Genomic DNA, 26,486 nt, shown 5'->3' on the forward strand with positions numbered 1-26,486 from the left:
TTCTCTCAGGCGTTAACCAGCTGCCACTGGCCATCCTGACATTGCAGAGCCTGATCCGCCGGGATCGTTTCTGCGTTTAGTTGTACCAGCACACGGTAACCTTGCTCGCGTAACTGCTGGATTTTGATCCATAACTGCGGATCGTCGCTACTTGGCGCTACAACGGTTTGTTTGTCTCCGGCATCCACCGCACCAAAACGTGCCAATACTTTTAAGTCAGCACTGAATCCTGTCGCCGGACGCGCTCGGCCAAATACCGCACCGGTTTCATCGTAACGGCCACCCTGAGCCACGGCATCACCATAACCCGGAACATACGCCGCAAACACCAGACCTGTGTGGTAGTCGTAACCACGCAGTTCGGTTAAATCAAAATAGAATGGCGTGTTCGGGAAACGCATCGCCAGCTGGTCGGTAACACGTTGAATATGCTGTAACTCAGCCGAGGTTTCCGGCACCAGCTCCGCAAGACGCGCAATGGATTCGTCCAGCAGCTTACGATCGCCCTGCAGGCGCGTCAGCAATTTAAAGGCTTCGTTCAGCTTGGCATCGCTGATTTCACGATCTGCCCAGGCATCCAGATCCGATGCACACTTCAGCTTCAACAGATCAAACAATGCATTTTGTTGTTCTGCACTGATACCGGCTTTTTCAGCCAGAGCACGGAAAACACCCACATGACCAAGATCCAGATGAATATTGTTGATGCCGGATTTTTCAATCATCGCCACCATTAAGCTGATGATTTCGACATCCGCCGCGACACCCGCTTCACCATACAGCTCAGCACCAATCTGAGTGGGCGTGCGGCTGGCTAATAAAGACGGCGCCTTCGCATGGAACACCGTACGACAATAGGCCAAACGGCTTACGCCTTCTGGCGCTAGGCTGTGCGCATCGATGCGGGCAACCTGAGGCGTGGTATCCGCACTCAGACCCATCATCCGGCCCGATAACTGATCCGTTACCTTAAAGGTGCGTAAATCGAGATCTTTGCCGGTACCGGTTAACAGGGAATCCAGGTATTCCAAGGCTGGTGGGATCACCATGTCGTAACCCCAATGATCGAGCAAATCGAGCAGATGACGACGTAAAACCTCGATTTGTCGCGCCTGAGGCGGCAACACTTCATCAATACCATCCGGCAATAGCCAACGGTCAGCGCGTGTCATGATTCAGCCTTATCAATTGATCAGATGTACAAATAGAAGACATAAAAAAACCGGGTGTATGGCCCGGTTGCAGGATTCTATCAAAGCCGATGGGCAAAGAACATGATTAACACCGAATTCCTTTGATTCTGTCGGTGTAATTTCGGCTGTTGTGTCAATTGGTAAGATTACCGAGGCTGGATATAACTGGAGGTTCTATTGTTGGCGATATTGCCAGTAGCCCGGTTTACGACGATTGTGCATCACGGCCAGCACTAACAATGAATCTCCTAAGTCGGAGTAAACCAATGAGAAGGGAAAGTTAGCAAACACATAACGCCGGATTTGGAACGATACTTCAGGCCAAGCCGCTGGATTTTTCTGAATACTCACAACAGCCCGGTTTAACTCGGCCAGAAACCGCTCCCCCAGCCCTTCAGACTGAGCATCATACCAGTCAATGGCGGTAGTGATTTCAACTTCTACATCCTTGTGGAAGTTTACCGGTTTCAACGTTTTTCAAGCCTGTACTTAAGGTCAGTCCAGGCAACTGTTTCAACCGCACCTTCTTTAACTTCTTGCAATCGCTGTTGAGCCAACTCGTACCATTGCTGATCAGAATGATCTTGAGCATGATCATCCAGCGCTACCAGTAACTTATGAGCCGCGACCGCTTTTTCCTGCATAGTCAGCTCATCGATCGAAGCAAGTATTGATTTTAAAGCATCAGTCATAACTTCCTCCTAAATATGATTTTCACACCGAGAGCTTCACCCTAGCGTCAGGGTGCACTACAAACAAGTATAACGTAGCATGTAGTCCAGTTTATATTCCCTCACAAGGAGCCGTGACCGATGAATAACGTAATCAAATGCCAATGGTCTACCAAAACCGAATTGGAGGAAGCCTACCACGATACCGAATGGGGCGTTCCGGTGTTTGACGACACCTTGCTATTCGAGTTGTTATCGCTGGAGCTGTGCCAGTCTGGGCTAAGTTGGCACACCATTTTGAAAAAGCGTGAAGGATACAGAAACGCATTTGAGCAATTTAATATCGCCAAAGTCGCAATCTATAACGACGACCATATCGCCCAACTGGTAACAGATGAAAACATCGTTCGCCATAAAGCCAAAATCACAGCCATCATCAATAACGCTGCTGCAATACTAAAAGTCCAGCAGGAATTTGGCAGCTTCTCAGGCTATCTGTGGGGCTTTGTTAATCACCAGCCCATTGTTAATGGCTGGCAGCAAGAAAGTGAGGTGCCTGCCTCAACACCATTGTCTGACCAAATCAGCAAAGATTTAAAAAAGCGTGGGTTTAAATTCTTGGGCAGCACAACGGTGTATGCGTTTTTACAGGCAGTTGGAATCGTGAATGATCATATTCAAACGTGCTTTCGCTTTAAACCATGCTGTGAGGCTATTCCGGAAGATAGCCCGGTATCGTAAAGCAACAAAAAGCCCCACGCGGCAGAGCCAGCGTGGGGCTTTGTTATAAGCCGTTAAAGCAACGACTTATTTGCCTTCAGCATCCTTCATATAACGGAAGAAGTCGCTATCAGGCTTCAACAGAATCACATCGTTCTGCTTAAAGGTTTCTTCATAGGCTTTTAAGCTACGGGTAAAGGCGTAAAACTCAGGATCTTTGTTATACGCTTTGGCGTAGATCTTAGCGGCCTGTGCATCCCCTTCACCTTTGGTGCGCTCCGCTTCACGATACGCTTCGGCTTCAATGATTGTCTTCTGACGATCCGCATCCGCTTCAATACCTTCGGCCAGCTCTTTACCCTGAGAACGGTGTTCACGAGCTTCACGCTCACGCTCGGCCGACATACGGTTGTATACCGAGTTACTCAGGTCATCCGGCAGGTCAACGGCTTTTACGCGAACATCCAGAATTTCGATACCCAGATCATCCTGAGTTTCGGTATTCAGTTCAGCGGTCAGCTTGGTCATCAACTCATCACGTTCACCGGAAACCACTTCGTGCAAAGAGCGAGCAGCAATTTCATCACGCAGGCCTTTGTTCACCAGGTTAGCTAGCAGGTTAGAAGCCTGGAAGCGATCACCAGATGTTGCTTTGTAGTAAGCACGCACATCTTTAATTCGCCATTTGGCAAAAGAATCCACGATCACGTATTTTTTACCGGCCGTCAGGAAGCGTGATGGGTTGGTATCCAAGGTTAATACACGTGCATCAAAACGTTTTACGTTCTGAATCAACGGGCTTTTCCAATGCAGGCCCGGTTTAATATCAGCATCAACAATTTCACCAAACTGCAATTTGATGGCACGTTCGGTTTCATTCACCACATACAGGCCCTGGCTGGCGACCAATACACCAATACCCAGAATAATGACAGCAATCATAGCTTTCGGAGACATTAGCGGCCCTCCCCACGACGAGATGATGACGATGAATTCTGACGTGCGCGTACTTCATTTAACACACGGTCGGTCAGGCGAGAGATATCATTATCCGAGATACCTCCAGAAGTGTTGGCCTGTGCTGGCATATTTTTGATGATCTGATCCAACGGCAGGTACATCATATTGTTGCCACCATCAACATCCACCATCACCTTGCTGGCGTTGTTATACACTTCCGTAACCGACTCAATATACAGACGCTCACGGGTCACTTTGGGTGCTTTTTTGTATTCGCTGTACAGATTGTCGAAACGTGCCGCTTCACCTTCAGCGCGAGCAATAATACGTTCTTTGTAAGCCGATGCTTCTTCTAATTGGCGCTGAGCACGACCACGCGCTTCCGGAACAATCGAGTTGGCATACGCTTCGGATTCGTTAATAAAACGTTCTTTATCCTGTTTCGCTTTTTGCACGTCGTCGAACGCCGCTTTCACCTGAGCCGGTGGACGCGCGTCTTTGATGTTCACATTGGTCAGCACCATGCCGGTCGCGTAACGCTCTAAATAATCCTGTAAACGCAGCTGAACTTTTTCAGCCAGCTCTGCACGACCCGTCGTCAGAATCGGGTCCATTGCAGTGGAACCCACTTCATGACGCAGTGCACTTTCAGCAGCAGACAATAACGTACGCTCCGGAGCTTCAACACGCAGGGCAAAAGAAACCGGATCAACCACACGGTATTGCGCATTTAATTCTACTTCGACGATATTTTCGTCTTCGGTCAACATACGCTCTTTGATTTCCGCTTCCCGCACCTTGGTGGTGTTAACCGGAATCACGCTATCAACCAGAGGAATCTTAAAGCGTAAACCCGGCTGCTCGGTCTTCAGGTATTCCCCTAAACGCAGTACAACACCACGTTCCTGTTCGTCCAGGGTGTAAACCGAGTTAAAGCCCAGCATCACCACCAGAATGGCTGCAGCGATACCAAACATACCACCAGCACCGTTATTCTGGTTTTTGCGGTTATTGCCGCCACCATTACCACCAAAAAAACCGTTCAGCTTTTTCATTAATTGCTGAATCGCTTCATCCAGATCTGGCGGCTGATTGCCACCGCGATTGTTATTTGGACCACGGTTATTACCACCGTTGTTGCCGCGATCATTACCGCTATTATTACCCCAAGGATCTTTGGGGCCGTTACCGCCAGGCTCATTCCAGGCCATAAGTCTCTCCAGTTAGGCAGACAATTCATCAAGCGCTATTTAGCGCTCGCCAATGATATACAATTTAGTCGGGATAGACAGTCTCCCACAGTCAAAGACTGTCAATCATTCCCATACTTCTTTTGCTTGAGGTAAAAAGCGTTGCTCATCCAGCCCGGAGCGCGCCAGAGCACGACGAAAGTCCTGACGTTGCATACGGATTTGCAGCAACATATCGCCATTGTCGGCATAACGCTCTTCACGGATAGCACCCATGTCATACAGCATAGCGCGCAGTTTGGCATCGGCAGGCTTCAAACAGATTTCTTCGGCGAACAGGTCTTCTCCCAACAGTTCAGCAATGGCCTGATTTAACAGCTCAAAGCCTTCACGTTCTCGTGCCGACAGCCACACGGCGGTTGGGTTACCCTGGTCATCGCGATCAATACGGGCCTCACCATGTTCCAACAAGTCAATTTTGTTGTAGACCCGTAATTGTGGCACTTCATCGGCTTCAATTTCTGCCAGTACCAGTTCAACCTGCTCAATATTGGAGTCACGTTCTTCAGCCGCGCAATCAATCACATGCATCAACAAATCGGCATCGGCGGCTTCCTGCAAAGTAGCACGAAACGCTTCCACCAATTTGTGGGGTAAGTGACGGATAAATCCTACCGTATCGGCCAGCACCACCTCACCAATATCATCGACCTGATGGCGGCGCAGGGTTGGGTCCAGTGTGGCAAACAGCTGATCGGCGGCATATACCTCGGAGGTGGTTAAGGCATTAAACAAGGTGGATTTGCCAGCGTTGGTATAACCGACAATGGCCACCGTCGGAATAGAAGAACGCTGCCGTGCGCGACGCCCCTGATCCCGTTGCGCCCGCACCTTTTCCAAGCGTTTATGAATTTGGCTGACACGATTACGCACCAAACGACGGTCGGTTTCCAGCTGCGATTCACCGGCACCCCGGGAGCCAATCCCCCCTTGTTGACGCTCTAAGTGCGTCCAGCCACGTACTAAGCGTGTCGACTGATGCTGCAACTGCGCCAGTTCGACCTGCAACTTACCCTCATGTGTGCGGGCACGCTGAGCAAAAATATCGAGAATCAGGCCAGTCCGATCCACCACCCGACACTCCAGCGCTTTTTCCAGGTTACGCTCCTGACTGGGCGATAAGCTGTGGTTAAACATCACCAGCTGACAATCGTAGAGCTGTAACATCTCGCGGATTTCATCCACTTTACCCAGCCCGATAAAGGTTTTTGGGTCCGGCGTAGAACGCTTAGCCGTGATCAGATCCAGCGGCTCAGCTCCGGCAGAAATGACCAGTTCGCGGAATTCATTTAAGTCTTCGCGATTGACGCCTTCGGGAAAATCAATGTGCACCAAGATCGCGGTTTCTGCGCGCTGTTGGTGTTCGGAGTTATTCGTGGGCCGTTCAAAGAACAAATCAGCCAGCCTCTGGTTGTAAACAATGAGATAACAAAATCTGAAGATAAAAACGCCAGGACGGTGCCTGGCGTAATCGACCAAGCAGCCACTGCAAATACATCGGCTGCTGGTTAAAGGGTTCTGAATACAAGTGAAGAATTATTCTTCGCCGCCTTCAGCACCCGTGTCTGCCGGTGCCATACGCACGTTACGAGAAGGTACAACCGTGGAAATTGCGTGCTTATACACCATTTGGCTAACGGTATTTTTCAGCAGAATTACAAACTGGTCGAACGATTCAATCTGACCTTGCAACTTAATACCGTTCACCAGAAAGATGGAAACCGGAATACGCTCTTTGCGCAGTTGGTTCAGATAAGGGTCTTGTAAAGAGTGCCCTTTTGACATGGTTGTCTCCTTGAAATTGAAGGTGTCGTCCAATGTGGGGACGACCGAATAAAAAAATGCCCCATACCGCTCTGGCATCAGCTGTTATTGAGTATAAAACAGATAATTCAGGACGATGCGCTAAATATGGCGTTCGCTTGCAGTATTTTCAAGGCACTTTGCAGAAGTTTTGGGTCATTTGTGTCCAACCAGTGCAAATCGGGCCAACTTCTCAGCCAGGTGATCTGACGTTTGGCTAATTGACGGGTGGCAATAATGCCGCGTTCTTCCATTTCCTCGTAGGTCGTCTCTCCTTCGAGGTAATCCCACGCCTGACGGTAACCCACCGCCCGAATCGACGGTAACTCCGGATGTAAATCGTCGCGTTGGAATAAGCCACGAACTTCATCGATAAAGCCTTCATTCAGCATCTGACGAAAACGAATCGCAATACGCTCATGCAGCTGTTTTCGTTCTGGCGGGCAAACGGCCAGATTGACCACCTGATACGGTAAGGGTGCGGCATCCTGCTCCGCCCAATGTTGGGTCAGGGTTTTACCCGACACCTCGTACACTTCTAAAGCACGCTGAATCCGCTGTGAATCCATCGGTTTCAGACGTGCGGCAGATTCTTGATCAACCTCAGCCAGACGCTGATGCATATATGGCCAGCCGTGTTCCAGCCCTTCTGCCAGCAAACGTTCACGCACTGCTTCATCCGCCTTGGGCAGCTCCGCAGCGCCATCGCGTAAAAACTTAAAATACATCATGGTGCCGCCCACCAGCAGCGGCACCTTGCCTGCGGCTGTGATTTCGGCCATTTCACGCAAGGCGTCTTCACGGAAATTCGCCGCGGAGTAGCTTTCAGCCGGGTCGATTAAGTCAATCAGGCGATGTGGCGCACGCTTCAACATCTCGGCATCCGGCTTGGCTGTACCAATATCCATGCCTTTGTACACCAACGCTGAGTCAACACTGATGATTTCGCACGGGTATTTTTCCACCAGCTCCAGAGCCAAAGCAGTTTTGCCAGAAGCGGTTGGCCCCATCAGAAAAATCGCCGGAGGCAGTTCTTTATTTAATATTTCATTCATTGGTTATCTGCCAAGCCATCAGTATTCATGCCGCTATGAACGCAGTAGGCATCTCTTTATTAGGTACAACAGACATAGTCAGCGGCCTCTCAAGAATAATTTATCTAATTCTGGCATCGTCATTTGCGTCCAGGTTGGTCGGCCATGATTACACTGACCGCTGCGCTCGGTGGCTTCCATATCACGCAACAGCGCGTTCATCTCGGGCAGGGTTAGTTTACGATTCGCACGTACCGAGCCATGGCAAGCCATGGTGGATAACACTTCATTGCGGAAGGCCAGAATACGGTCGGAGCTACCGTGCTCCATCAGATCCGACAACATATCGGTAATCAGCTGTGCGGCGTTGGCCTGTTGCAACAACACCGGGATTTGTCGAATCAAAATGCTTTCCGGGCCAACCCGAGCCAGCTCAACGCCAAGGCGTTTGAATTCTTCACTGTATTGCTCCGCCGCATCCGCTTCACGCTCACTCACCGCCAGAGTTTCCGGCACCAGCAACGGCTGACTGTGAATCCCCTGTTCATCCACCGCCAGTTTTAAGCGTTCGTAGGTGATGCGTTCGTGTGCCGCGTGCATATCAACCACCACCATGCCTTGTGCATTCTGCGCAAGAATATAAATGCCATGCAGCTGCGCAATCGCAAACCCCAGAGGCGGTACATCCTCATTGTCAGTTTCCGTCAATGCCTGTGTCATTGGAAAGGGCTGCGCACCTTCGAGAGGCTGAGCCAAGGTTTGATAAGCCTGTAATTGCTCTGCCACGGCGGATTGAGTAACCGTGTTTTGAGTGGCATTGCCAGACGAATAAGCAGTCTGATAACCGGATGGAGAAACCTTGCCAGCCTGAGACGGCGCCGCCTGCCAATTTAATCGGGTTTGTTCACTGAACTCGCCAGCTTCCACACCGCTGGCCGGAGCACTCTGTTGTGACAAACTCTGGCTCTGTTGCCCTGCATCTTCTAATCGCCCTCCAGGAGGTAGCTGAGCATCCGGGCGTACATCCGCTAATGCTTTATGCAGGGTACGGAATAAAAAGTCGTGCACCAAACGACCATCACGAAAACGCACTTCGTGTTTGGTTGGATGAACATTGACATCCACCAGCTTCGGATCGAGCCATAAATACAACACAAACGCCGGATGACGCCCGTGATACAGCACATCGCGATAGGCTTGTTTAATGGCATGAACCACCAGTTTATCGCGCACCACACGGCCATTCACAAAGAAATATTGCATATCCCCCTGTGAACGAGAGAAGGTTGGTAGCCCCACCCAGCCTTGCAGGTTTAAGCCTGCGGCTTCACGCTCAATATGCACCGAGCTGTCCATAAAGGTGGGATTTAATAACGACGCCACCCGTTTTTCACGATCAATCGGGCGACTTGCCGGGCGCAAGGCATGAATGACTTTGCCGTTATGGCGCAGGGTAAATCCTACATCGTAACGGCTGAGTGCCAGACGTTTTACCGTTTCTTCCAGATGGGAAAACTCGGTTTTTTCGGTGCGTAAAAATTTACGCCGCGCCGGGGTATTAAAAAATAAATCCCGCACCTCAATGGTGGTGCCCGTTGGATGCGCAGCTGGTGACACGCTGGCCACCATATCGCGCCCTTCTGCGGTTACCTGCCAGGCTTCTTTTGCATTTTGCTCACGTGAGGTTAGCGTTAATCGCGTCACCGAGCTGATACTGGCGAGTGCTTCACCACGAAAACCCAAACTGCCAACGGCTTCGAGATCATCCAGGGTAATTATTTTACTGGTGGCATGGCGACTCAGCGCCAGCGCCAAATCGTCTTTGGCAATACCGTGGCCATTATCACGAATGCGTAATAACTTAACGCCACCCTGCTCCGCATCAATTTCAATCCGGTCGGCACCGGCATCGAGTGAATTCTCAACCAGCTCTTTAACAATATTCGCCGGGCGCTCCACCACCTCTCCAGCGGCAATCTGGTTAGCTAAACGGGGGGATAATAAGTGGATTCGCGAAGTCATTGAGTTTGAATATTCATTGAAGTTGAGAGGTCATTAGGTTTGAGTGTTTATGAGGCAGGAATTTTTAATTTTTGTCCAACCCAAACATTGTCGGACTTTAATTTATTCAAACGACGAATATCAGCCATCGCTACGCGATTTTTCACAGCAATACCAGATAAGGTATCACCACTGCGCACAACATAGGTTTTTGAACGTTTTTTGGGCGAGTTTTTGGACTGAGTCGTTTTAACTGGTTTAGTAACCTTGCCATCAAGTTGTGCCGCTAATAAGGTGCCACGCGGAGGGTGTGAACGGAAATACTGTTTTATACCGGTAAAGATCGCATTCGCCATTTTTTTCTGATAATTCCGCCCGGATAGTTTTTTCGCTTCGCCCGGATTGGAAATAAAACCGGTTTCCACCAACAGCGCCGGCATATCCGGTGCTTTTAAGACCACAAATGCCGCTTCTTCGACCTGTTTCTTATGTAACCGTGACACCTTACCCATTTGTTTCAGAATACCCGAGCCTATCTGCACGCTGGAATTTCGCTTAGCGGTCATGGATAAGTCTAGTAGTGTCATCGCCAGGTGGTCTTCTTTATCTTCCAGGCTAACACCACCAATTAAATCGGATTCATTTTCTTTATCCGCCAGCCAGCGTGCCGCTTCACTGGTGGCGCCACGTTCTGACAACACAAAGACCGAAGAACCATGAGCGCTCGGGTGTTTAAAGGCATCGGCATGTATCGACACAAAAAAATCAGCATTGGCTTTACGGGCTTTGGCCGTTCGTTCTCTTAAGCCAATATAATAATCGCCGGTGCGCACCATAAACGGTTGAAAACCCGGCTCTTTTTTTAATAATTTTTCCAGCTCTTTGGCGATGGCCAACACCACACGTTTTTCGTAAATTCTCCCTGGGCCAATGGCACCCGGATCTTCACCACCGTGACCAGCATCAATCGCAATAATAATATTACGCTGGCTGGAGCCGGTTTCATGGACTTGTTTCACCGGAGCCACGATCGATTGAACCGATTTTTTACGCTCCAGGTCCACCACCAGTCGATGGTATGGGTATTTTTTATTGGGTTTTAGTGGAAAGCTTTTTGCGCTGGTTTTTTCATGGCTCAGGGACTGTTTAATATCCAGTACAATACGCAAGTCGTTTTTATTGCGTTTGCCAGAACGAATAGCGCTGACAGAAGTATTAGCCGTATCGACTTTGGCAACGTCGATACGACTTTTAGCATTCATTAAATCAATCACAACCCGGTGCGGTTTATCCAGGGTGAAAATTTTATGCTCCGACGGTTCCGTCAGATCGAATACCAAACGGGTATTTTCCGGAGATTGCCAGATACGCACATCTTTAATATCTGCTGTCGAAACAGCCGATAATAAAACCAGAGCAAAAAAGAAAAATGGTCGTAAAATCATATGTGCATCATGCAAGTTACAGCGTTGTTATATCTTCTTTTTGAGCAATCAAACCGATAAGGCATTTAATGCCTCAGCCCAGGGAACGGCTCGTTCACGACGTGCCTGCCAGACTAATGCCCGACTTTCTCCCAAGTCTTCAATTGATAGCACCAGATCGGCGTCGGGTAAAATCCCTGCGCCTTTATCGGCCCATTCAATCAGACACAGTGCACCATCACTGAGGTAGTCGCGGATGCCCATAAACTCAAGCTCTTCCGGGTCGGCCAGGCGATACAAGTCGAAATGACACACCTTAACATCGGCCAGTGAATAATCTTCCACCAGCGTGTAAGTCGGGCTTTTTACCGCACCTTCATGGCCTAAACCCTGAATCAGTCCGCGTGAGAAAGTAGTTTTTCCGGCCCCTAAGGTGCCCTCTAAAAACAGTACCAGGCCAGCACTCAGTAATTGTTGGTCACGCAGATAAGCTGCCATCTTACGAGCGTATGCCAGCATTTGAGGTTCACCGGTAAGGATCACTCCTGCGTGTTCAGAGGATAAGGTATCTGACCATGTCATCAGTTCATTAACTCTCTCAGGTAATTCATTAAATCGGTGGCTAACAAACCACGCTGACCATTTTCGGCCGCTGCCAGGTCGGCTGCACCACTGTGAATACACACGCCGTAACGAGCCGCCTGCCAGGGTGACATGCCCTGCGCCAGCAGTGCGGCAATCACACCAGTTAACACATCGCCCATACCACCACAGGCCATGCCCGGGTTGCCATCAGTGCATAACGCCACGTGACCATCCGGCTTGGCAATCAGGGTTCCCTGACCTTTCAGTACTACCACGGCATCGTAGGTTTTAGCCAGTTCACGCACCGCACTGAAGCGATCCGCCTGTACCTGCTCAATACTGTTACCTAATAATCGTGCCGCTTCGCCCGGGTGTGGGGTTAGCACGACATCACGCTCACTGAAACTGCGCTTCCAGCCTGGTGAGGCTAATAAATTCAGGCCGTCAGCATCCAGCACCAATGGCGACTCCACGTTCAACACCTGTTGCAGCAATAATTCTGACCAGCTGCTTTGGCCTAACCCCGGGCCACAGGCAATCACCGTGCTTTGTTCGAGCAGCGGCTGTAACTCAAGACCGGACTCCACCGCTTTCACCATGGCTTCCGGACGTCGTACTAAAATCGGAGCGACATGTTCGGTACGGGTGGCACAACGAATCAGGCCCGAACCACAACGGCCAGCAGCTTCTACGGCCATGGCTACCGCACCACCCATGCCGTGATCACCACCCACTACCATCACATGGCCAAATTCACCTTTATGGGAATTACCACGGCGCGGACTCAGACGCTGACCCAAACGCTCCAGCCGATCCCAGCTGATACGCTCACTTTGTGCCGGCACCTGATGGTATAACAGCGGATCAACCGCTAATGAAGCAAAGGCGATATCACCGGAGACATCCGGGCCATCGGAGGTTAGCAGCCCTTGTTTCACACCAATAAAGGTAATGGTCAGGTCAGCCTGAATAGCACAACCAAGAATACGGCCGCTGTCGGCGTGTAAACCAGAGGGTAAATCCAGCGCCAACACATCGGCAAAATGAACATTCACCGCCTGAATCGCGGTAGCAAAGTCACCGTCAACAACCTTATTCAGCCCGGTGCCTAACAAGCCATCAATAATCACCTGGCCTTCGTAAACCAGCTCACCACGAAAAGCCTGTGGTTCGACTCCAGCTTGCAGTGCCATTTCCCGCGCCTGACTGGCAGCGGGCGATAATTGAGTGTGATCACCCAAGGTGTAAAACACCACATCCAGCCCATGATGACAGGCCAGCGCCGCAAGCACATAGGCATCACCACCGTTATTACCCGGGCCAGCCAGTACACATACTGAGCTTTCTTCCGGCCAACGCTCCAACATACTGGCAAACGCCGCTTCACCGGCCCGCGACATCAGCTCAAAGCCAGCGGTATCAGGCTGCAGTTGCTGAATCTGACTAATCGCCAACGCATCCAGCTCGCGTACCTGAGCCGCACTGTAGAGTTCGCCGGGCAGATGATCTTTTGCTGAGTAAGGTCGGTTCATCCCTGCTTAGCCTTTCAATGTGGTAAATTTGCCAGAATTATATCGACAAGCGCCGTTTAAGTCCTGCTCATGAATTCAGATTTACCCCATTTTACCCTTGCTGCCGATCTGCGTGATCAGCTTGAGCTGTGGGCGAAAGAACTGGGGTTTCAGCAGATTGGCGTGACCGATATTCAGCTCAGCGAGCATGAAGAACGCCTGCAACAATGGCTCAAACAAGGATACCACGGTGATATGGGCTACATGGCCGATCATGGCAACATGCGCTCACGTCCGGACGAACTGCAACCGGGTACCATTCGGGTGATCAGCCTGCGTATGGATTATCTGCCGCCCGATATCAGCATCACCGAACAACTACAGGACAAAAACAACGCCTATATCTCACGTTATGCATTGGGCCGGGATTACCACAAACTGATTCGTAAACGCCTGACCCAGCTGGGTAAAAAGTTGCAACAGGCCATTGCCGAGTTAAACGCCGAGCAGCAGATGAATTACCGCGCCTTTGTTGATAGTGCGCCGCTGCTGGAGCGTGCCTTAGCCAACAAAGCCGGGCTAGGCTGGATTGGCAAAAACACCATGCTGATCAACCGTAAAGCCGGATCGTATTTTTTTCTCGGGGAAATTCTCACCGACCTGCCGTTAACGCTCGATTCACGTTATGAAAAAGATCACTGTGGTCGCTGCACTTCCTGCCTGGATATTTGCCCGACGCAGGCTTTTGTTGGCCCACATATTCTTGATGCAAGGCGATGTATTTCTTACTTAACCATTGAGCTGGACGGCCCGATTCCTGAGCCATTACGCCCTGGTATTGGTAATCGTATTTTCGGCTGCGATGACTGCCAGATTGGCTGCCCATGGAATCGCTTTAGTAAACACACTCAGGAAGCGGATTTCACCCCACGCCACCAACTCGATAAAGCTACCTTGCTGGAATTATTCGCCTGGGATGAAACCACCTTTCTGAAGCGCACCGAAGGTATGCCAATTCGCCGTACCGGATTTGAAAACTGGCAGCGCAATATCGCTGTGGCCTTAGGCAATGCGCCAACCAGTTTAGAGGTGATTGAGGCTCTGAAACGTGCCCGAGTCAGCACCAGCCCATTGGTCCAGGAACATATCGACTGGGCGCTTAAACAGCACGGTTAGCCTTAATAACGTCAGATACGTTATTAAATCCGAAGTGAATTAATCGCGTTTATATAACGCTTCAATGGTGGCCGAAGCCAACGCATTAGCATTTACCATATAGCCGGTTAACGCAGCGGACGCCTCTTTGGGTAATTCCAACTTCTGCTTCAGTGCGTACACAGTGAATTGATAACGGTGCGCGCCATCTCCCGGTGGTGGGCAAGCGCCACCAAACGAATGACTACCGTAATCATTGCGCATTTGCATGCTGCCAGCGGGTAAATTTTTGCCAGCTTCGGTTCCGGCACCAGCGGCTAACTCACTGACATTTTTTGGAATATTCACCAACTGCCAATGCCACCAACCACTGCCGGTAGGTGCATCTGGGTCGTAGGCCAATAACGCAAAGGCCTGCGTGCCTTTGGGTGCACCGCTCCAGATCAGCTGTGGCGATTGATTACCGCCTTTACAACCAAACCCGGTAAATTCCTGAGCGTTATCCATAAACTCGCCGTGGCGAATATCGTTACTACTCAAAATAAAGTCATCGGCATACGCGGTTGAATGAATCAGTCCGGCTAATGCCATCAGGGTTAGTTGTTTCATCGCCTTTTTCATATCGTGCTTCCCGCTACATTTCTGAAAAATTTACCATAACGCATTAAGCGCGCAGCCAGAAGTGTTTACACCATGACTGCGCATCGAACATCTTTACTGAGGGGTAGAAGACGCAGGAGCAACAATCCGCACTTGTCCCGAGTCTTCTAAATTGCTTTTGTCAGCAGCAGGTTTAGCCAGCAAATAATAGTCACCGTCGGTGCTCTTAACGAGATAGGCAAATAACATATCCAATTTAGTCTCCCCAGCAATGGCATCACCAATCTGCTCACCCGATGTGCTGTTATAAAGGCGAACAGAGCCGGCATCTTCAACTCCATTTTCATTGTCAAAAGTTGATAAAACGACAAAATGATTGGTATCCAGTTCAACCATATCACCACGCCCTAACTGGTCAGCTTGAGACTCACCAGCTTTCGGAGTGCCGATTGCCTCACCCGTCTCGCCGTTAAATAGTTGTATCGACCCAGCGTCAGCTACCCCATTCACCATATCAGAACCTGAAATCACCACGTAATGACCATTGCTAAGTGCCAATACATCGGTGGAGCCAATACGATCAGATTCATTATCGCCGATAAAGGCATCACCTATTTGTTGTCCGTTGCGGCCATCGACCAGGCGAACTGAGCCAGCGTCCGTGACTGAGTTTTCATCATCATTCGGTGAGGCCACTACATAATTGCCATTATTCAGCACGTATACGCCTTTGATGCCACCCAGTTTATCTTCGGCATCATTCCCCACTAACGGTTGGCCAATAGGCTTACCTGTGTTGCCATCGATCAGGCGTACTGAACCAGCATCTTCGATTCCATTCTCATTGTCTGATGTTGAAATGATGACAAAGTTACCGCCGGGTAATACTGTGATTGCGCTACCAATTTGATCATTATTAGCATCACCCACAATCGGAGAGCCAATAGCAGCACCTGTTTTACCATCAAACAAACGTACACTTCCGGCATATGACACACCCTTTTCATTATCGCTGGCTGATGCCACCACATAATTACCGTTATCCAGTGCGAAGGTGCCGTTATTTCCAATCAGGTCGTCTGTTTGATCTCCGTACACAGTAGCTCCAATTTGTACCCCGGTTGCGCCATTAAACAAACGTATTGAGCCAGCACGAGAGATATCACCATGACTGTCAGATGGAGAGGTAACAACATAATTCCCGTTGCCTAATATGGCTAACTCTTTTCTTCCGATTCGATCATCTTCTTGGTCACCAAACAATGTGGCTCCAATTTGCAGGCCTGTTTCACCATCTACGAGTACAACCGAACCAGCATCTTCGATTTCACCATTACTGGCACCGGACGACACAATCACATAATTATTGTTTGGAAGTGCATAAACATCGCCACCAAAACTGTCGTTTTCAGCAGCCCCTGTTAATGGCTCTCCTATCGGTTCTCCAGTAACACCATTCAGCAACTGAACAGAGCCTGCGCCAGATAAACTCCCTACAGCAGCACTGGAAGAAGCTGCAACGAAGTGCCCATTAGTGAGTTGAGTAATACTGCCACTGCCCAAAAACGCATTAGCCGTTTTTCCGGTGACAATCGCCAACTGCTCTCCGGTACTACCATGCATCAGGCGTACAGATCCGGCATTGGCAATACCATTTACCGTGTCAGTGGGGGACGCAATCACATAAAAGTTATCACCAACCAACTCGATTCGACGACCAACCTGATCGTTTTCATCATCGCCATAGACACTGGCAATCGGAGTGGCAGAACGTGGGCTGTATAAATGCACCGCACCATTTTTCTCAGCCACACTGGAGTCACCCGCGTCAGTCACTACGACATTCCCGTTAGACAACTGCAACACTTGAGAACCAAAACGATCTTCAGCCCCAGGAGTTGGATCCAATAATTCCAGAGAGGTTATTGGTGCCAGTGGTTCAGGATCAGGGGTGATTTCTGGGCCACCGCCACCGCCACCGCCACCGCCACCGCCACCGCCATCGCCACCGCCACCGCCACCGCCACCGCCACCGCCACCGCCACAAGCGCTGACAATGGCCGATAAAATAGCAACAGTGAATAGCTTATTTTTAGTTGGGAAAGCGGGCATACATACCTCTACTGAAAAAATGAGAAACCTATTACTAACAATTTCTGAGTCTCTCATATCAAAATCCACCATAACAGCTGAAATTCCTATGGTCAGACCAAGGTCATAACACACATCAAGAAAGACGCCCTGAAAAAATCCGTTACAATAGCGAACTACGCTAAAACCATCCGGTAAGCCATGAAACTCGACGACATAAAAAAATTGCACCAGAAAAAATACCGCACTCAGTTTGGCTGTTATCTGGTGGAAGGTGAGCATTTGCTGCTAGAGCTTGAGAAAACCTCACAGGAGCACTGTGAGATACTGGTGACTGAGCAGCATCAGGATTGGCCGACTCGCTTTCAGAAAACGCTGATCAGCGGCAAAAAGATGGCGACCATTTCAGATACAAAATCACCCCAGGGCATTGTTGCCGTTGTGCCCTTCGAGTCGCTAAAAGCACCTGCTTCGTCCAAAGCCATTTACCTCTACGAAGTACAGGACCCGGGCAACTTAGGTACTATTTTGCGCACACTGGGCTGGTTTGGTGGTTATCAATGCATTCTCAGCCCGGGCTGTGTGGATCCTTACAACCCTAAAGTTGTACGTTCCAGTATGGGGGCGATTTTTCACGTGGACATTGAGCAGGATGTAACGCTGGAACAGCTGCAGCAACGCTTCCCTAGAATCGCCACACTAGATATGAATGGCAGCAGATTGAGTGAGCCATCCTTTGGCGAGTTCGATTGTTATTTGTTTGGCAACGAAGCCCGAGGAGTGCCGAATGATCAGTTATCCGGCTTCGATGTATCACCTTATACCATCGCTGGTAATGGCGCGATTGAGTCTTTAAATTTAGCCACTGCTGTTAACATGACACTATATGAACTGCACCGCTAAACTGGCCTGACATCTGTTAAAGGCCCTAACATTGCGCCAGTTCCTGTAGTTGTTGGCTGATATTTTTCGCCAGCTCCATGTTTTTTGCTGACCCTTGCTGCGAGGCCATGGCATCTTCTTTCAATTGCCCAAGGTCTTCGGCAATTTTTTGGGCATTATTGGTTTGTGCTTCGGTCTGACGAATCATGTTGCCCAGCATTCCTTCTACTTGTTGTAAAGCAGCTTCGGCATTCTGGCTGATGCGCTCACTGCCTGCTTCGCCTTCATGCGTTGCCATCAGGGTTTTTTGCATCTGTTCACGAAATTGCTCGGAGCTTAGTAAAAACTCTTTTTCGGTGCCCGTCAGACTATTCAGCAATTCATTAATCTTTTCAGCTTGTTGCCCGGCATGTGCCGCAAGGTTTTTTACTTCATCGGCTACTACCGCAAAACCACGGCCAGCTTCGCCTGCACGAGCCGCTTCAATCGCTGCATTTAAAGCGAGCAAATTGGTTTGTTCAGAAATGCCGCGAATGGTTTGCGCCATTTCATGGATATCCTGAAATTGCTGGTCAAAACTCTGCAGACGTTCTTGCTGCTGCCCGGACCATTCCACTGCTTGCTGCAGCTGCTGGCATAAGCGCTGCACTTTCGGATCGTTGTCACGAATACTGGCCGCTAATTCATCCATCACACCATGGCACATCTGGGTTTGTTGTGCGATTTGTCCGGCATCGGCAGATAATTCTTCCGTCAGGCGCACCATATCTTCGGCAAAACTGATGCGCTGCCCCGAAGCCGCATTAACACGGGTGGCGTTATTCAATACTGTAGCCGCCAGTTGATCAACATCACCCAGGCGCTGTTTGCAGACCGAATATTCATCCTCAACCGACAATTGTCCATCATCGATATCTGGCTCATCAGCCGGGGCCTGCCACAGTACCGCAACGGCCACCACCGCAAGCACAGAAGGCAGCCAGAATAGTCCAGGTAGCAGCCATTCGGCCAATAACATCAGTAACAGAGCTGCCAGGGCAGTACCTTGTTGTACGGTCATAACTCCAGTCCCGATAAATCAAAGCGATCAGACAAACATGAGCCAAGTATAGACAGCCCTGACAAAAAGCGAGCCTCGAATAGCTAACGTATCCCGAGAAAGCGGAAAATCCTGATTGCTGCTGATCGCTTTCTGAGCGACAATGGCGCCTTTTTTCGCTCAGGATAAAAAACGGGCTGTTTTTTGTTCTGAATCACTGGCTGAACCGTGCTTTTCGGCCAGACTAATACGCATTATTTACCGTGATATTCAGGAGTCGTACATGACCTCTCGTTCCGAACTGGCCAATGCCATCCGTGCATTGAGCATGGACGCCGTTCAGAAAGCTAAATCTGGCCACCCAGGTGCCCCAATGGGCATGGCCGACATCGCCGAAGTGTTATGGAACGACTACCTCAAGCACAACCCGGAAAACCCGGATTGGGCTGACCGCGACCGCTTTATTCTGTCGAATGGCCACGGCTCTATGCTGATCTATTCGCTGCTGCATTTAGCCGGTTACGATCTGAGCATCGACGACATCAAAAACTTCCGTCAGCTGCACTCGAAAACTCCGGGGCACCCGGAATACGGTTACGCACCAGGTATCGAAACCACCACGGGTCCTCTGGGTCAGGGCATCGCTAACGGCGTTGGTATGGCGACCGCTGAAAAAGTTCTGGCGGCTCAGTTCAACCGCGACGGCCACGACATCGTTGACCACCACACCTACGTATTCCTGGGTGATGGCTGCATGATGGAAGGTATCTCCCACGAAGCCTGTTCTTTAGCGGGTACTCTGGGCTTAGGCAAACTGGTTGCGTTCTACGACGACAACGGCATCTCCATTGACGGTGAAGTTGAAGGCTGGTTTACCGACGACACCGTTAAACGTTTCGAATCTTACGGCTGGCAGGTAATTCCACGTGTTAACGGCCACGACCCGGAAGAGATCAAACAAGCGATCGAAACTGCCCGTGCGAACACCGAGCAACCTACTCTGATCTGCTGCAAAACCATCATTGGTTTTGGCTCACCGAACAAAGAAGGCAAAGAAGACTGCCACGGCGCACCACTGGGCGACGATGAAATTGCACTGACCCGTGAGCGTTTAGGCTGGAACCACGGTTCTTTCGAAATCCCTGAAAACGTTTACCAAGGCTGGAGCGCCAAAGAAAAAGGCGCCGCAGCTGAGCAAAGCTGGAACGACAAGTTCGCAGCTTACGAATCGGCTTACCCGGAACTGGCGGCGGAATATAAGCGTCGTATGGCCGGTGACTTACCTGCTGACTTCTCTGCAAAAGCTCAGGCTTACATTGAAGAATGTCAGGCGAAAGGTGAAGAAGTGGCTTCCCGTAAAGCCTCTCAGAACACCCTGAACGCATTTGGCCCACTACTGCCGGAATTCCTGGGCGGCTCTGCTGACCTGGCTGGCTCTAACCTGACTCTGTGGAAAGACGCACAAGGCGTAAGCGAAACCGACGCTTCTGGTAACTACCTGTTCTACGGCGTGCGTGAATTTGGCATGAGCGCCATGATGAATGGCATTGCGTTGCACAAAGGTTTTGTTCCTTACGGCGCGACCTTCCTGATGTTTATGGAATACGCCCGTAACGCCGTACGTATGGCAGCACTGATGAAGCAACGCTCCATCTTTGTTTACACCCACGATTCTATCGGCCTGGGTGAAGACGGCCCGACCCACCAACCGGTTGAGCAAGTGGCTAACCTGCGTAACACCCCGAACCTGGAAACCTGGCGTCCATGTGACACCGTTGAATCAGCAACGTGCTGGAAGTCTGCCGTTGAACGTGCCGACGGCCCAAGTGCGCTGATCTTCTCTCGCCAGGGTCTGCAGCATCAGCAACGTACTGCTGAGCAGGTAAACAACATCGCAAAAGGTGGTTACATCCTGCGTGATTGCGAAGGCACTCCAGATGCCATCATTATCGCCACCGGTTCTGAAGTGAAACTGGCGATGGAAGCAGCTGAACAGCTTTCTGGTAAGCAAGTTCGTGTTGTTTCGATGCCGTCTGCCGAAGTGTTCTGCAAACAAGACGAGGCTTATATCGAATCCGTACTACCAGCAGCAGTAACGGCTCGTGTTGCGGTTGAAGCCCTGCATAAAGACTTCTGGTACAAGTTTGTTGGCCTGCAAGGCAAGATCATCGGTATGGACACCTTCGGAGAATCTGCACCAGCAGGCGAACTGTTTAAAGAGTTTGGCATTACGACTGATGCGGTTGTTGACGCGGTCAATAGCCTGAGCTAAGCCTCAACATCCAGCTTTAACAAACGCTAAAAATAAAAGCCGCAATCGTTAACTTGATTGCGGCTTTTTTATGACCGTGGCTCTGATCTTTACTTTTACAGATATTACGTTTGTTCACTAAATCAAGTAAAATATGTAAACAATCAATTACCTCGACTACAAGGACGTTAGTATGAAGCTCTCCGCTGTCATCACAACCATCCTATTATGGCCTTTACTATCGTTTAGTGTAATCACTCAGGCTGCTTTAGTAGATATCAAAGAAAATAACAACGTTGTTTATGCCCTATACGCAGCTCCGAATAAGATTATTCGTTATGACATGACAACAGACTCTTTTCTTGATGAGATCACACTAAGTAAAGTTCCTAGTGCATTTTATATTGACGATTCTCATATCTATCTGAGTTTTAATCGTGAACTGCGTCAGCTTTCCCATGATGGTTCAGAAAATAACTTCATAAGGAATACAAGTAGCTCAATTTCAGGCATCACCGGAGTTAACAATTATCTCATTGCAGCTCAATCGGATAGCAATGTTACAACGATTAATAAACAAACTCTGACATTTATAGAAAACAGAGATTCACATTATAATGGCCAGTCGTTTATTGGCTCTTCGCTTCAGAATGCTTATTACTACCGCACGACAAGTGTTAGCCCCTCCGACATTCACATTGTTTCACTCAATGTAGATGGCACAACACAGAGAGATAACGACTCTCCGTATCATGGCGATTACCCAAATGCTGATAAAATTTTTCTAAATAGCAGCGAGAATAAAATATATGACAATGCTGGAATTATATATTTTTCAGAAAACCTGAATTACGCAGGTAGCTTATCAGGCTCTTTCGATGCACTGACATTTTCTCAGGACAACCCAATCATACTCAGAGAAGGTGAGTTGATACTATTCGATCAGAATGCTATCGAGCAAGGTAGAATCCAGAACATTGGAGAAACCGATTTTTTAGCCAGTTATAGTAACAAGGTATTCACTTTTTCATCGGTTTCAAACAGCAGCCTTACTGCAAAATCATATGACATCAGCAGCTTTAATTTACCTGATCCAGGCGATGCCATTGACCCTACTAACCTGAGTTATGAGGCTGAAATCATTGAACATAACTTTGGCGATACTGTCTTTTTACTTGACCAAGAGACCCTTAATGTTTTTCGCTGGGACTTGGTTAATGAAAAATATCTCACTTCATTGCCATTACTGAATTACCCACAACGTATCAGTTATTCCAAAGCTCATGATCGGATCTATTTAGGTTATGACAGCGGAAAAATAACCTATTTTGATCTCTCTTCAGATTCGCCGTCAGAGCAGCAATTAACCTCACTTCCTCAGAGTGTTCATGGCTTAAAGGCGTTTGATCAGTACCTGTTTGCAGCAGATGAATCTGGAGCATGGAATACCCAATATTTGTTTAATAAAGAAGGCACCCTGCTTGACTCGAAAGACTGGCGTACAAGAAGTCCTGTTTATATGTGGAATCCTGAGCTAAATAATATGTATTATTTGAGCTCAAGCGATATCTACTGGAATAATATTGATATTGTAAATGAAAAACTCGGAGTCGAATCTGACTCAAAATATCATTACGACACCCTATCAAGACAACCTCCCCTAATCATGATAAGTAACAACCAACTTATTCTGAATGGTGGCGGGCAGATTCTTAACCCCAATGATCAGTTAGAAATTCTGAATAACCTATCCAATTCAATCTCTGATGCCGTATGGGCCAGTGATACATTAATCACTGTAACTTCGGATGGTGGAAGCTATCAGGTATGGAAAGATAACTATGAGCTAGAAATCGAAAGGGCCATATCAACGACTGCTCCTATTCGATTATTTGAAAATAATGGTGACCTGATCATTATGTCGTCGACTTCTGGCAAGCCCGTATTTGAGCGATTTAGCCTTGGAGAAGATGAAGATAGGGATGGCGATGGTGTTAAAGACCTGATCGATAATTGCCTGGATATTGCGAATAGCAATCAACTTGACACAGATAGCGACAGTACGGGAAATGAGTGCGATAGTGACAATGACAACGATAGCATTCCTGATACCTATGAGTTAGCCAACAACATGGACCCACTAAATGCATCAGATGCTCTACTGGATAACGACAGCGATGGTTACAGCAACTTAATTGAATTTAAACTAGGAAGCGACCTGAATGATGCTTCTTCAGTTCCTGAAGTTATCACTTCAATAAGTGAGAACTTTAACGAAGGTTCAATGGGTATGTTTTATAGTAATGGCAATAAGCCCTGGAATATTAGCCCAAGTGGCAAGAATGGATCGATTGGGTTGTCATCAAGCGCATCATTGGACAAAGATACAACCTCTTCTCTCTTTATTACGGGTAATTTTTCGGAAGGCGTCATGTCTTTTGAGCATTATCAGTTCCCTAACAGTGATTATCAATTAAGTATCTGGATTGACGATCAGCATGAAACTTCATTCTACTTTTCATACGATAACAATTGGGAGTCACAGAGCTTTAATATAGAGGCAGGTACTCACACTATTGAATTTCGGGTATCGACAACATATTTCTATCCTGATGGCCCTTCTCAACATCTGATCGATAATGTCGAATTTGGCAGAGACTCAGACCAAGATGGCATCGCCGATCAATACGACAACTGCCCAACAATCAGCAACAGCTGGCAAGAGGATACCAATAACAATGGTATAGGCGATGAATGCGAAGGCCAGTACGCAGATGATGATGCTGATGGTATACCCTTATATCGTGATAATTGCCCAACAGTTTCAAACCCAGAACAGAAAGACCTGGATTTTGATCAGTATGGGGATGCCTGCGACACCGATATCGATGGCGATGGTATCAATAATGAAATTGAGGACTCTTATGACTTCCTGAACCCAAAAGACAGCTCCGATGCATTACAAGATCAGGATCAGGATGGTATTTCCAACCTCGAAGAAATTTTGACGGGTACAAACCCAATAGAGGCAAACGAGCGCGTTCGAATTGAACTGCTTGAATATTTCCCTCTGGGTAATATTGATGCCACAACTAGAGATGGAGGAGGTTACCAGATTCTACGAGGTGACAGACCTGGCGAATATATTATGAGCGATAAAAATTCTGCACTTTATCAAAAATTCACCGTCACAAACCTTGGTATTGAATTAACTGAATTTTTCACGCCAGAGGATAACTTTACATACAACCTTCGGGGACTGGTCGAGATACCAAAGAGTATGTATTTAAACGAAAAACTTACGTTCAAATATTCGATCACCAGAAATGGCCAGGATGAAGCCAATGGTGAACAAACTATTTCACTTATCGACATCGGCACAACAATCTGGAATGGAAAAGGTTATGATTATATTACCTTACGGAACGGTGATGCTGTTAGAACATATTTGAAAGGCATTGGCCCGATGTACAACGGCTGGGTAAACGATGGGGAAGGGATTATTCAGTCTATCTCTATTAACTCATTGGATGATACCGAAAATATTGAATCCGCTGACTCTTCAGGCAGCTCATCGGGCGGTTCAATCAATCCAATCTGGGCTCTGATGCTGTTTGGATTATTATTTAACCTCCGAAGACGCTCATACTAATAAAAAAGCCGCCATTGTTGTTAAATGGCGGCTTTTTTATTTTCTGAACTCTGTTAGCATTCCCTTCAGCAGATTAACACGCAAGTCACTGCTCGTTTCAGAAGCGTATTTATATTGTATTTATAAGGACACTTCTGAATTCCCTGATACGGGAATGACGTGACTGCTGTCCAACCTTATCGAATCAGCCTCGTCATTCCTTAACTTTTATTTTTAGGAACAACCATGTCGACGAGCACATCACAATCGTTATCTCACTCGCAGAAAAATCTCTGGATCAAACATCCGCTGGCCTGTTTTACCGCCAACAATGATGACGCCAGTAACGGCATTGTGATTAATGGCGACCGCATCATTGAATTAGTCGCTAAAGGCCAGCAACCGCAATCTGATATTCATCAGACCTTCGATGCCCGGGAGCATGTGTTATTGCCCGGCTTAATTAATACCCACCACCATTTTTATCAGACACTCACTCGGGCCTGTCCTCCGGCGCTGAATAAGAAATTATTTCCGTGGTTACAAACTCTGTACCCTATTTGGGCCAGACTGATTCCCGAAGCACACTCCACAGCAGCCGAGATGGCGATGGTGGAATTAATGTTATCCGGTTGTACCACCGCTGCGGATCATCATTATTTATTTCCTCAAGGATTAGAGAACGCCATTGACCAACAAGCCGAGGTTGCGTTGAAGCTAGGAATGCGCGCGACCTTAACCCGCGGCTCCATGACTCTGAGTCAAAAAGATGGTGGTTTGCCTCCGGAAACGGTCGTGCAAACCGAGCAACAAATTCTCGACGACAGTGAGCGCCTGGTAAAACGCTGGCACCAGCAAGATGAAAAATCTCTGGTCGAAATTGCTCTGGCGCCCTGCTCACCGTTTTCGGTCACTCAGGATATTATGAAAGCCAGTGCTGTATTGGCTGAAAAATACAAGGTTGGTTTGCACACACATTTAGCCGAAACCGAAGACGAAAATAATTTCTGCCTGAAGATGTTTGGTTTACGGCCACTGGATTATCTCGAATCAGTTGGCTGGTTAAATGAACGCACCTGGCTGGCGCATGGAATTCATTTTAATGACGACGAAATTCGCCGTTTAGGAACAGCAAAAGCCGGCATCTGCCATTGTCCATCCTCAAATATGGTATTGGCTTCGGGAATTTGTCGGGTCAATGAATTAAAAGCCGCGGGTAGCCCGGTCGGTTTAGGTGTTGATGGCAGCGCCTCTAATGATCACAGTAATTTAATGCAGGAAATTCGCCAGGCACTATTAATTCAGCGTTTACGCTACCAGGCCGATGAATTTACGCATCTGGATGCACTCGCCCTGGCGACATCCGGATCTGCCGCTGTATTACGGCGGCCAGATATTGGTGAATTAGCCGTTGGTAAAAAAGCCGATCTGGCCTTATTCAAACTCGACGAGTCACGCTTCAGCGGTGCTCATGATCCATTGGCTGCTCTGGTGTTATGTGGCGCCTCAAAGGCCGATGCGGTGATGATTAATGGCGAGTGGAAAGTGAAAAATAAAGAATGGCTGGCCGGCGATCTGAACGAGTTAATGGCACGTCATCAACAAGCGGCAAAAACCTTATACAACGAATGTTATTAAGGAAGCTCTGATTAATTCCCCTATTTGGGGGAAGTTCACGGTAACGA

At 48.5% G+C, this 26,486-nt stretch carries 22 protein-coding genes; 7 read left to right on the forward strand and 15 right to left on the reverse strand.

The window, feature by feature from the left end; translation table 11 throughout:
• Positions 1-5 precede the first annotated feature (5 nt).
• From KFF03_RS15645 to KFF03_RS15655, 3 genes are all read right to left on the reverse strand, one after another.
• Entirely contained in the window at positions 6-1,172 is a 1,167-nt protein-coding gene (locus KFF03_RS15645; protein ID WP_255857852.1) for an ATP phosphoribosyltransferase regulatory subunit, read from the reverse strand.
• A 195-nt stretch (positions 1,173-1,367) separates the two neighbouring features.
• Complete coding sequence (locus KFF03_RS15650) at positions 1,368-1,664, reverse strand: type II toxin-antitoxin system RelE/ParE family toxin (RefSeq protein WP_255857853.1); 297 nt, start codon at positions 1,662-1,664, stop codon at positions 1,368-1,370.
• The gene (locus KFF03_RS15655) at positions 1,661-1,885 is read right to left on the reverse strand and encodes an addiction module protein (RefSeq protein WP_255857854.1); all 225 of its coding nucleotides are present in this window, start codon (positions 1,883-1,885) and stop codon (positions 1,661-1,663) included. The genes KFF03_RS15650 and KFF03_RS15655 overlap by 4 nt, the downstream gene beginning before the upstream one ends.
• A gap of 120 nt (positions 1,886-2,005) precedes the next feature.
• Here KFF03_RS15655 and KFF03_RS15660 point away from each other — a divergent pair, with 120 nt between their 5' ends.
• Positions 2,006-2,605: a DNA-3-methyladenine glycosylase I gene (locus KFF03_RS15660; protein ID WP_255857855.1), complete on the forward strand. Its 600-nt coding sequence runs from the start codon at positions 2,006-2,008 to the stop codon at positions 2,603-2,605.
• 66 nt (positions 2,606-2,671) lie between these two features.
• Here KFF03_RS15660 and hflC read toward each other — a convergent pair whose 3' ends face one another.
• From hflC to hflX, 3 genes are all read right to left on the reverse strand, one after another.
• A complete protein-coding gene (gene hflC, locus KFF03_RS15665) occupies positions 2,672-3,541 on the reverse strand; it encodes a protease modulator HflC (protein WP_255857856.1) in 870 nt (289 codons plus the stop codon).
• Positions 3,541-4,755, reverse strand: a complete 1,215-nt coding sequence (gene hflK / locus KFF03_RS15670) for an FtsH protease activity modulator HflK (protein WP_255857857.1) — start codon at positions 4,753-4,755, stop codon at positions 3,541-3,543. The genes hflC and hflK overlap by 1 nt, the downstream gene beginning before the upstream one ends.
• Before the next feature lie 105 nt (positions 4,756-4,860).
• On the reverse strand, positions 4,861-6,189 hold the full coding sequence (hflX, locus tag KFF03_RS15675; protein WP_370647416.1) for a ribosome rescue GTPase HflX: 1,329 nt from the start codon (positions 6,187-6,189) through the stop codon (positions 4,861-4,863).
• Here hflX and KFF03_RS15680 point away from each other — a divergent pair.
• Positions 6,121-6,306, forward strand: coding sequence for a hypothetical protein (locus KFF03_RS15680; protein WP_255857859.1), 186 nt, complete (start codon positions 6,121-6,123; stop codon positions 6,304-6,306). The genes hflX and KFF03_RS15680 overlap by 69 nt on opposite strands.
• A 24-nt stretch (positions 6,307-6,330) precedes the next feature.
• Here KFF03_RS15680 and hfq read toward each other — a convergent pair whose 3' ends face one another.
• From hfq to KFF03_RS15710, 6 genes are all read right to left on the reverse strand, one after another.
• The gene (gene hfq / locus KFF03_RS15685; protein ID WP_255857860.1) at positions 6,331-6,579 is read right to left on the reverse strand and encodes an RNA chaperone Hfq; all 249 of its coding nucleotides are present in this window, start codon (positions 6,577-6,579) and stop codon (positions 6,331-6,333) included.
• 107 nt (positions 6,580-6,686) lie between these two features.
• Complete coding sequence (gene miaA / locus KFF03_RS15690) at positions 6,687-7,652, reverse strand: tRNA (adenosine(37)-N6)-dimethylallyltransferase MiaA (protein WP_255857861.1); 966 nt, start codon at positions 7,650-7,652, stop codon at positions 6,687-6,689.
• Between the two features lie 78 nt (positions 7,653-7,730).
• Entirely contained in the window at positions 7,731-9,653 is a 1,923-nt protein-coding gene (mutL, locus tag KFF03_RS15695; RefSeq protein WP_255857862.1) for a DNA mismatch repair endonuclease MutL, read from the reverse strand.
• Positions 9,654-9,700: 47 nt separating this feature from the next.
• A complete protein-coding gene (locus tag KFF03_RS15700; RefSeq protein ID WP_255857863.1) occupies positions 9,701-11,077 on the reverse strand; it encodes an N-acetylmuramoyl-L-alanine amidase in 1,377 nt (458 codons plus the stop codon).
• A 48-nt stretch (positions 11,078-11,125) separates the two neighbouring features.
• Positions 11,126-11,638, reverse strand: coding sequence for a tRNA (adenosine(37)-N6)-threonylcarbamoyltransferase complex ATPase subunit type 1 TsaE (gene tsaE, locus KFF03_RS15705; protein WP_255857864.1), 513 nt, complete (start codon positions 11,636-11,638; stop codon positions 11,126-11,128).
• Positions 11,638-13,173: an NAD(P)H-hydrate dehydratase gene (locus KFF03_RS15710; RefSeq protein ID WP_255857865.1), complete on the reverse strand. Its 1,536-nt coding sequence runs from the start codon at positions 13,171-13,173 to the stop codon at positions 11,638-11,640. Before KFF03_RS15710 ends, tsaE begins: the two co-directional genes overlap by 1 nt.
• 69 nt (positions 13,174-13,242) lie before the next feature.
• Between KFF03_RS15710 and queG the strand changes: the two genes are divergently transcribed.
• On the forward strand, positions 13,243-14,328 hold the full coding sequence (queG, locus tag KFF03_RS15715; RefSeq protein WP_255857866.1) for a tRNA epoxyqueuosine(34) reductase QueG: 1,086 nt from the start codon (positions 13,243-13,245) through the stop codon (positions 14,326-14,328).
• A 39-nt stretch (positions 14,329-14,367) separates the two neighbouring features.
• Here the strand turns inward: queG and KFF03_RS15720 are convergent, their stop codons facing one another.
• On the reverse strand, positions 14,368-14,928 hold the full coding sequence (locus KFF03_RS15720) for a YbhB/YbcL family Raf kinase inhibitor-like protein (RefSeq protein ID WP_304941509.1): 561 nt from the start codon (positions 14,926-14,928) through the stop codon (positions 14,368-14,370).
• A gap of 93 nt (positions 14,929-15,021) precedes the next feature.
• The gene (locus KFF03_RS15725; RefSeq protein WP_255857867.1) at positions 15,022-17,019 is read right to left on the reverse strand and encodes a hypothetical protein; all 1,998 of its coding nucleotides are present in this window, start codon (positions 17,017-17,019) and stop codon (positions 15,022-15,024) included.
• A 180-nt stretch (positions 17,020-17,199) separates the two neighbouring features.
• On the opposite strand from KFF03_RS15725, the gene KFF03_RS15730 reads away from it, so the two are divergent.
• Complete coding sequence (locus tag KFF03_RS15730; RefSeq protein ID WP_255857868.1) at positions 17,200-17,901, forward strand: RNA methyltransferase; 702 nt, start codon at positions 17,200-17,202, stop codon at positions 17,899-17,901.
• A 25-nt stretch (positions 17,902-17,926) separates the two neighbouring features.
• On the opposite strand, the gene KFF03_RS15735 is transcribed toward KFF03_RS15730, so the two are convergent.
• Entirely contained in the window at positions 17,927-18,940 is a 1,014-nt protein-coding gene (locus KFF03_RS15735) for a methyl-accepting chemotaxis protein (protein ID WP_255857869.1), read from the reverse strand.
• A gap of 262 nt (positions 18,941-19,202) precedes the next feature.
• On the opposite strand from KFF03_RS15735, the gene tkt reads away from it, so the two are divergent.
• The 3 genes from tkt to KFF03_RS15750 all read left to right on the forward strand — a co-directional run bounded on the left by tkt (position 19,203) and on the right by KFF03_RS15750 (position 26,439).
• On the forward strand, positions 19,203-21,191 hold the full coding sequence (gene tkt, locus KFF03_RS15740) for a transketolase (protein ID WP_255857870.1): 1,989 nt from the start codon (positions 19,203-19,205) through the stop codon (positions 21,189-21,191).
• Between the two features lie 172 nt (positions 21,192-21,363).
• The gene (locus KFF03_RS15745) at positions 21,364-24,822 is read left to right on the forward strand and encodes a thrombospondin type 3 repeat-containing protein (protein ID WP_255857871.1); all 3,459 of its coding nucleotides are present in this window, start codon (positions 21,364-21,366) and stop codon (positions 24,820-24,822) included.
• Positions 24,823-25,047: 225 nt separating this feature from the next.
• A complete protein-coding gene (locus KFF03_RS15750) occupies positions 25,048-26,439 on the forward strand; it encodes an 8-oxoguanine deaminase (RefSeq protein WP_255857872.1) in 1,392 nt (463 codons plus the stop codon).
• Positions 26,440-26,486: the final 47 nt, after the last annotated feature.

The sequence above is a fragment of the Bacterioplanoides sp. SCSIO 12839 genome (assembly GCF_024397975.1).
Classification (GTDB): Bacteria; Pseudomonadota; Gammaproteobacteria; order Pseudomonadales; family Oceanobacteraceae; genus Bacterioplanoides.

Excerpts from the sequence above, each read along its gene's own strand:
- KFF03_RS15645 (WP_255857852.1), bottom strand. The coding sequence starts at position 1,172 with ATGACACGCGCTGACCGTTGGCTATTGCCGGATGGTATTGATGAAGTG.
- KFF03_RS15655 (WP_255857854.1), bottom strand. The coding sequence starts at position 1,885 with ATGACTGATGCTTTAAAATCAATACTTGCTTCGATCGATGAGCTGACT.
- KFF03_RS15660 (WP_255857855.1), top strand. The coding sequence starts at position 2,006 with ATGAATAACGTAATCAAATGCCAATGGTCTACCAAAACCGAATTGGAG.
- hflC (WP_255857856.1), bottom strand. The coding sequence starts at position 3,541 with ATGTCTCCGAAAGCTATGATTGCTGTCATTATTCTGGGTATTGGTGTA.
- hflK (WP_255857857.1), bottom strand. The coding sequence starts at position 4,755 with ATGGCCTGGAATGAGCCTGGCGGTAACGGCCCCAAAGATCCTTGGGGT.
- hfq (WP_255857860.1), bottom strand. The coding sequence starts at position 6,579 with ATGTCAAAAGGGCACTCTTTACAAGACCCTTATCTGAACCAACTGCGC.
- miaA (WP_255857861.1), bottom strand. The coding sequence starts at position 7,652 with ATGAATGAAATATTAAATAAAGAACTGCCTCCGGCGATTTTTCTGATG.
- mutL (WP_255857862.1), bottom strand. The coding sequence starts at position 9,653 with ATGACTTCGCGAATCCACTTATTATCCCCCCGTTTAGCTAACCAGATT.
- KFF03_RS15700 (WP_255857863.1), bottom strand. The coding sequence starts at position 11,077 with ATGATTTTACGACCATTTTTCTTTTTTGCTCTGGTTTTATTATCGGCT.
- tsaE (WP_255857864.1), bottom strand. The coding sequence starts at position 11,638 with ATGACATGGTCAGATACCTTATCCTCTGAACACGCAGGAGTGATCCTT.
- KFF03_RS15710 (WP_255857865.1), bottom strand. The coding sequence starts at position 13,173 with ATGAACCGACCTTACTCAGCAAAAGATCATCTGCCCGGCGAACTCTAC.
- queG (WP_255857866.1), top strand. The coding sequence starts at position 13,243 with ATGAATTCAGATTTACCCCATTTTACCCTTGCTGCCGATCTGCGTGAT.
- KFF03_RS15720 (WP_304941509.1), bottom strand. The coding sequence starts at position 14,928 with ATGAAAAAGGCGATGAAACAACTAACCCTGATGGCATTAGCCGGACTG.
- KFF03_RS15725 (WP_255857867.1), bottom strand. The coding sequence starts at position 17,019 with ATGCCCGCTTTCCCAACTAAAAATAAGCTATTCACTGTTGCTATTTTA.
- KFF03_RS15730 (WP_255857868.1), top strand. The coding sequence starts at position 17,200 with ATGAAACTCGACGACATAAAAAAATTGCACCAGAAAAAATACCGCACT.
- KFF03_RS15735 (WP_255857869.1), bottom strand. The coding sequence starts at position 18,940 with ATGACCGTACAACAAGGTACTGCCCTGGCAGCTCTGTTACTGATGTTA.
- tkt (WP_255857870.1), top strand. The coding sequence starts at position 19,203 with ATGACCTCTCGTTCCGAACTGGCCAATGCCATCCGTGCATTGAGCATG.
- KFF03_RS15745 (WP_255857871.1), top strand. The coding sequence starts at position 21,364 with ATGAAGCTCTCCGCTGTCATCACAACCATCCTATTATGGCCTTTACTA.
- KFF03_RS15750 (WP_255857872.1), top strand. The coding sequence starts at position 25,048 with ATGTCGACGAGCACATCACAATCGTTATCTCACTCGCAGAAAAATCTC.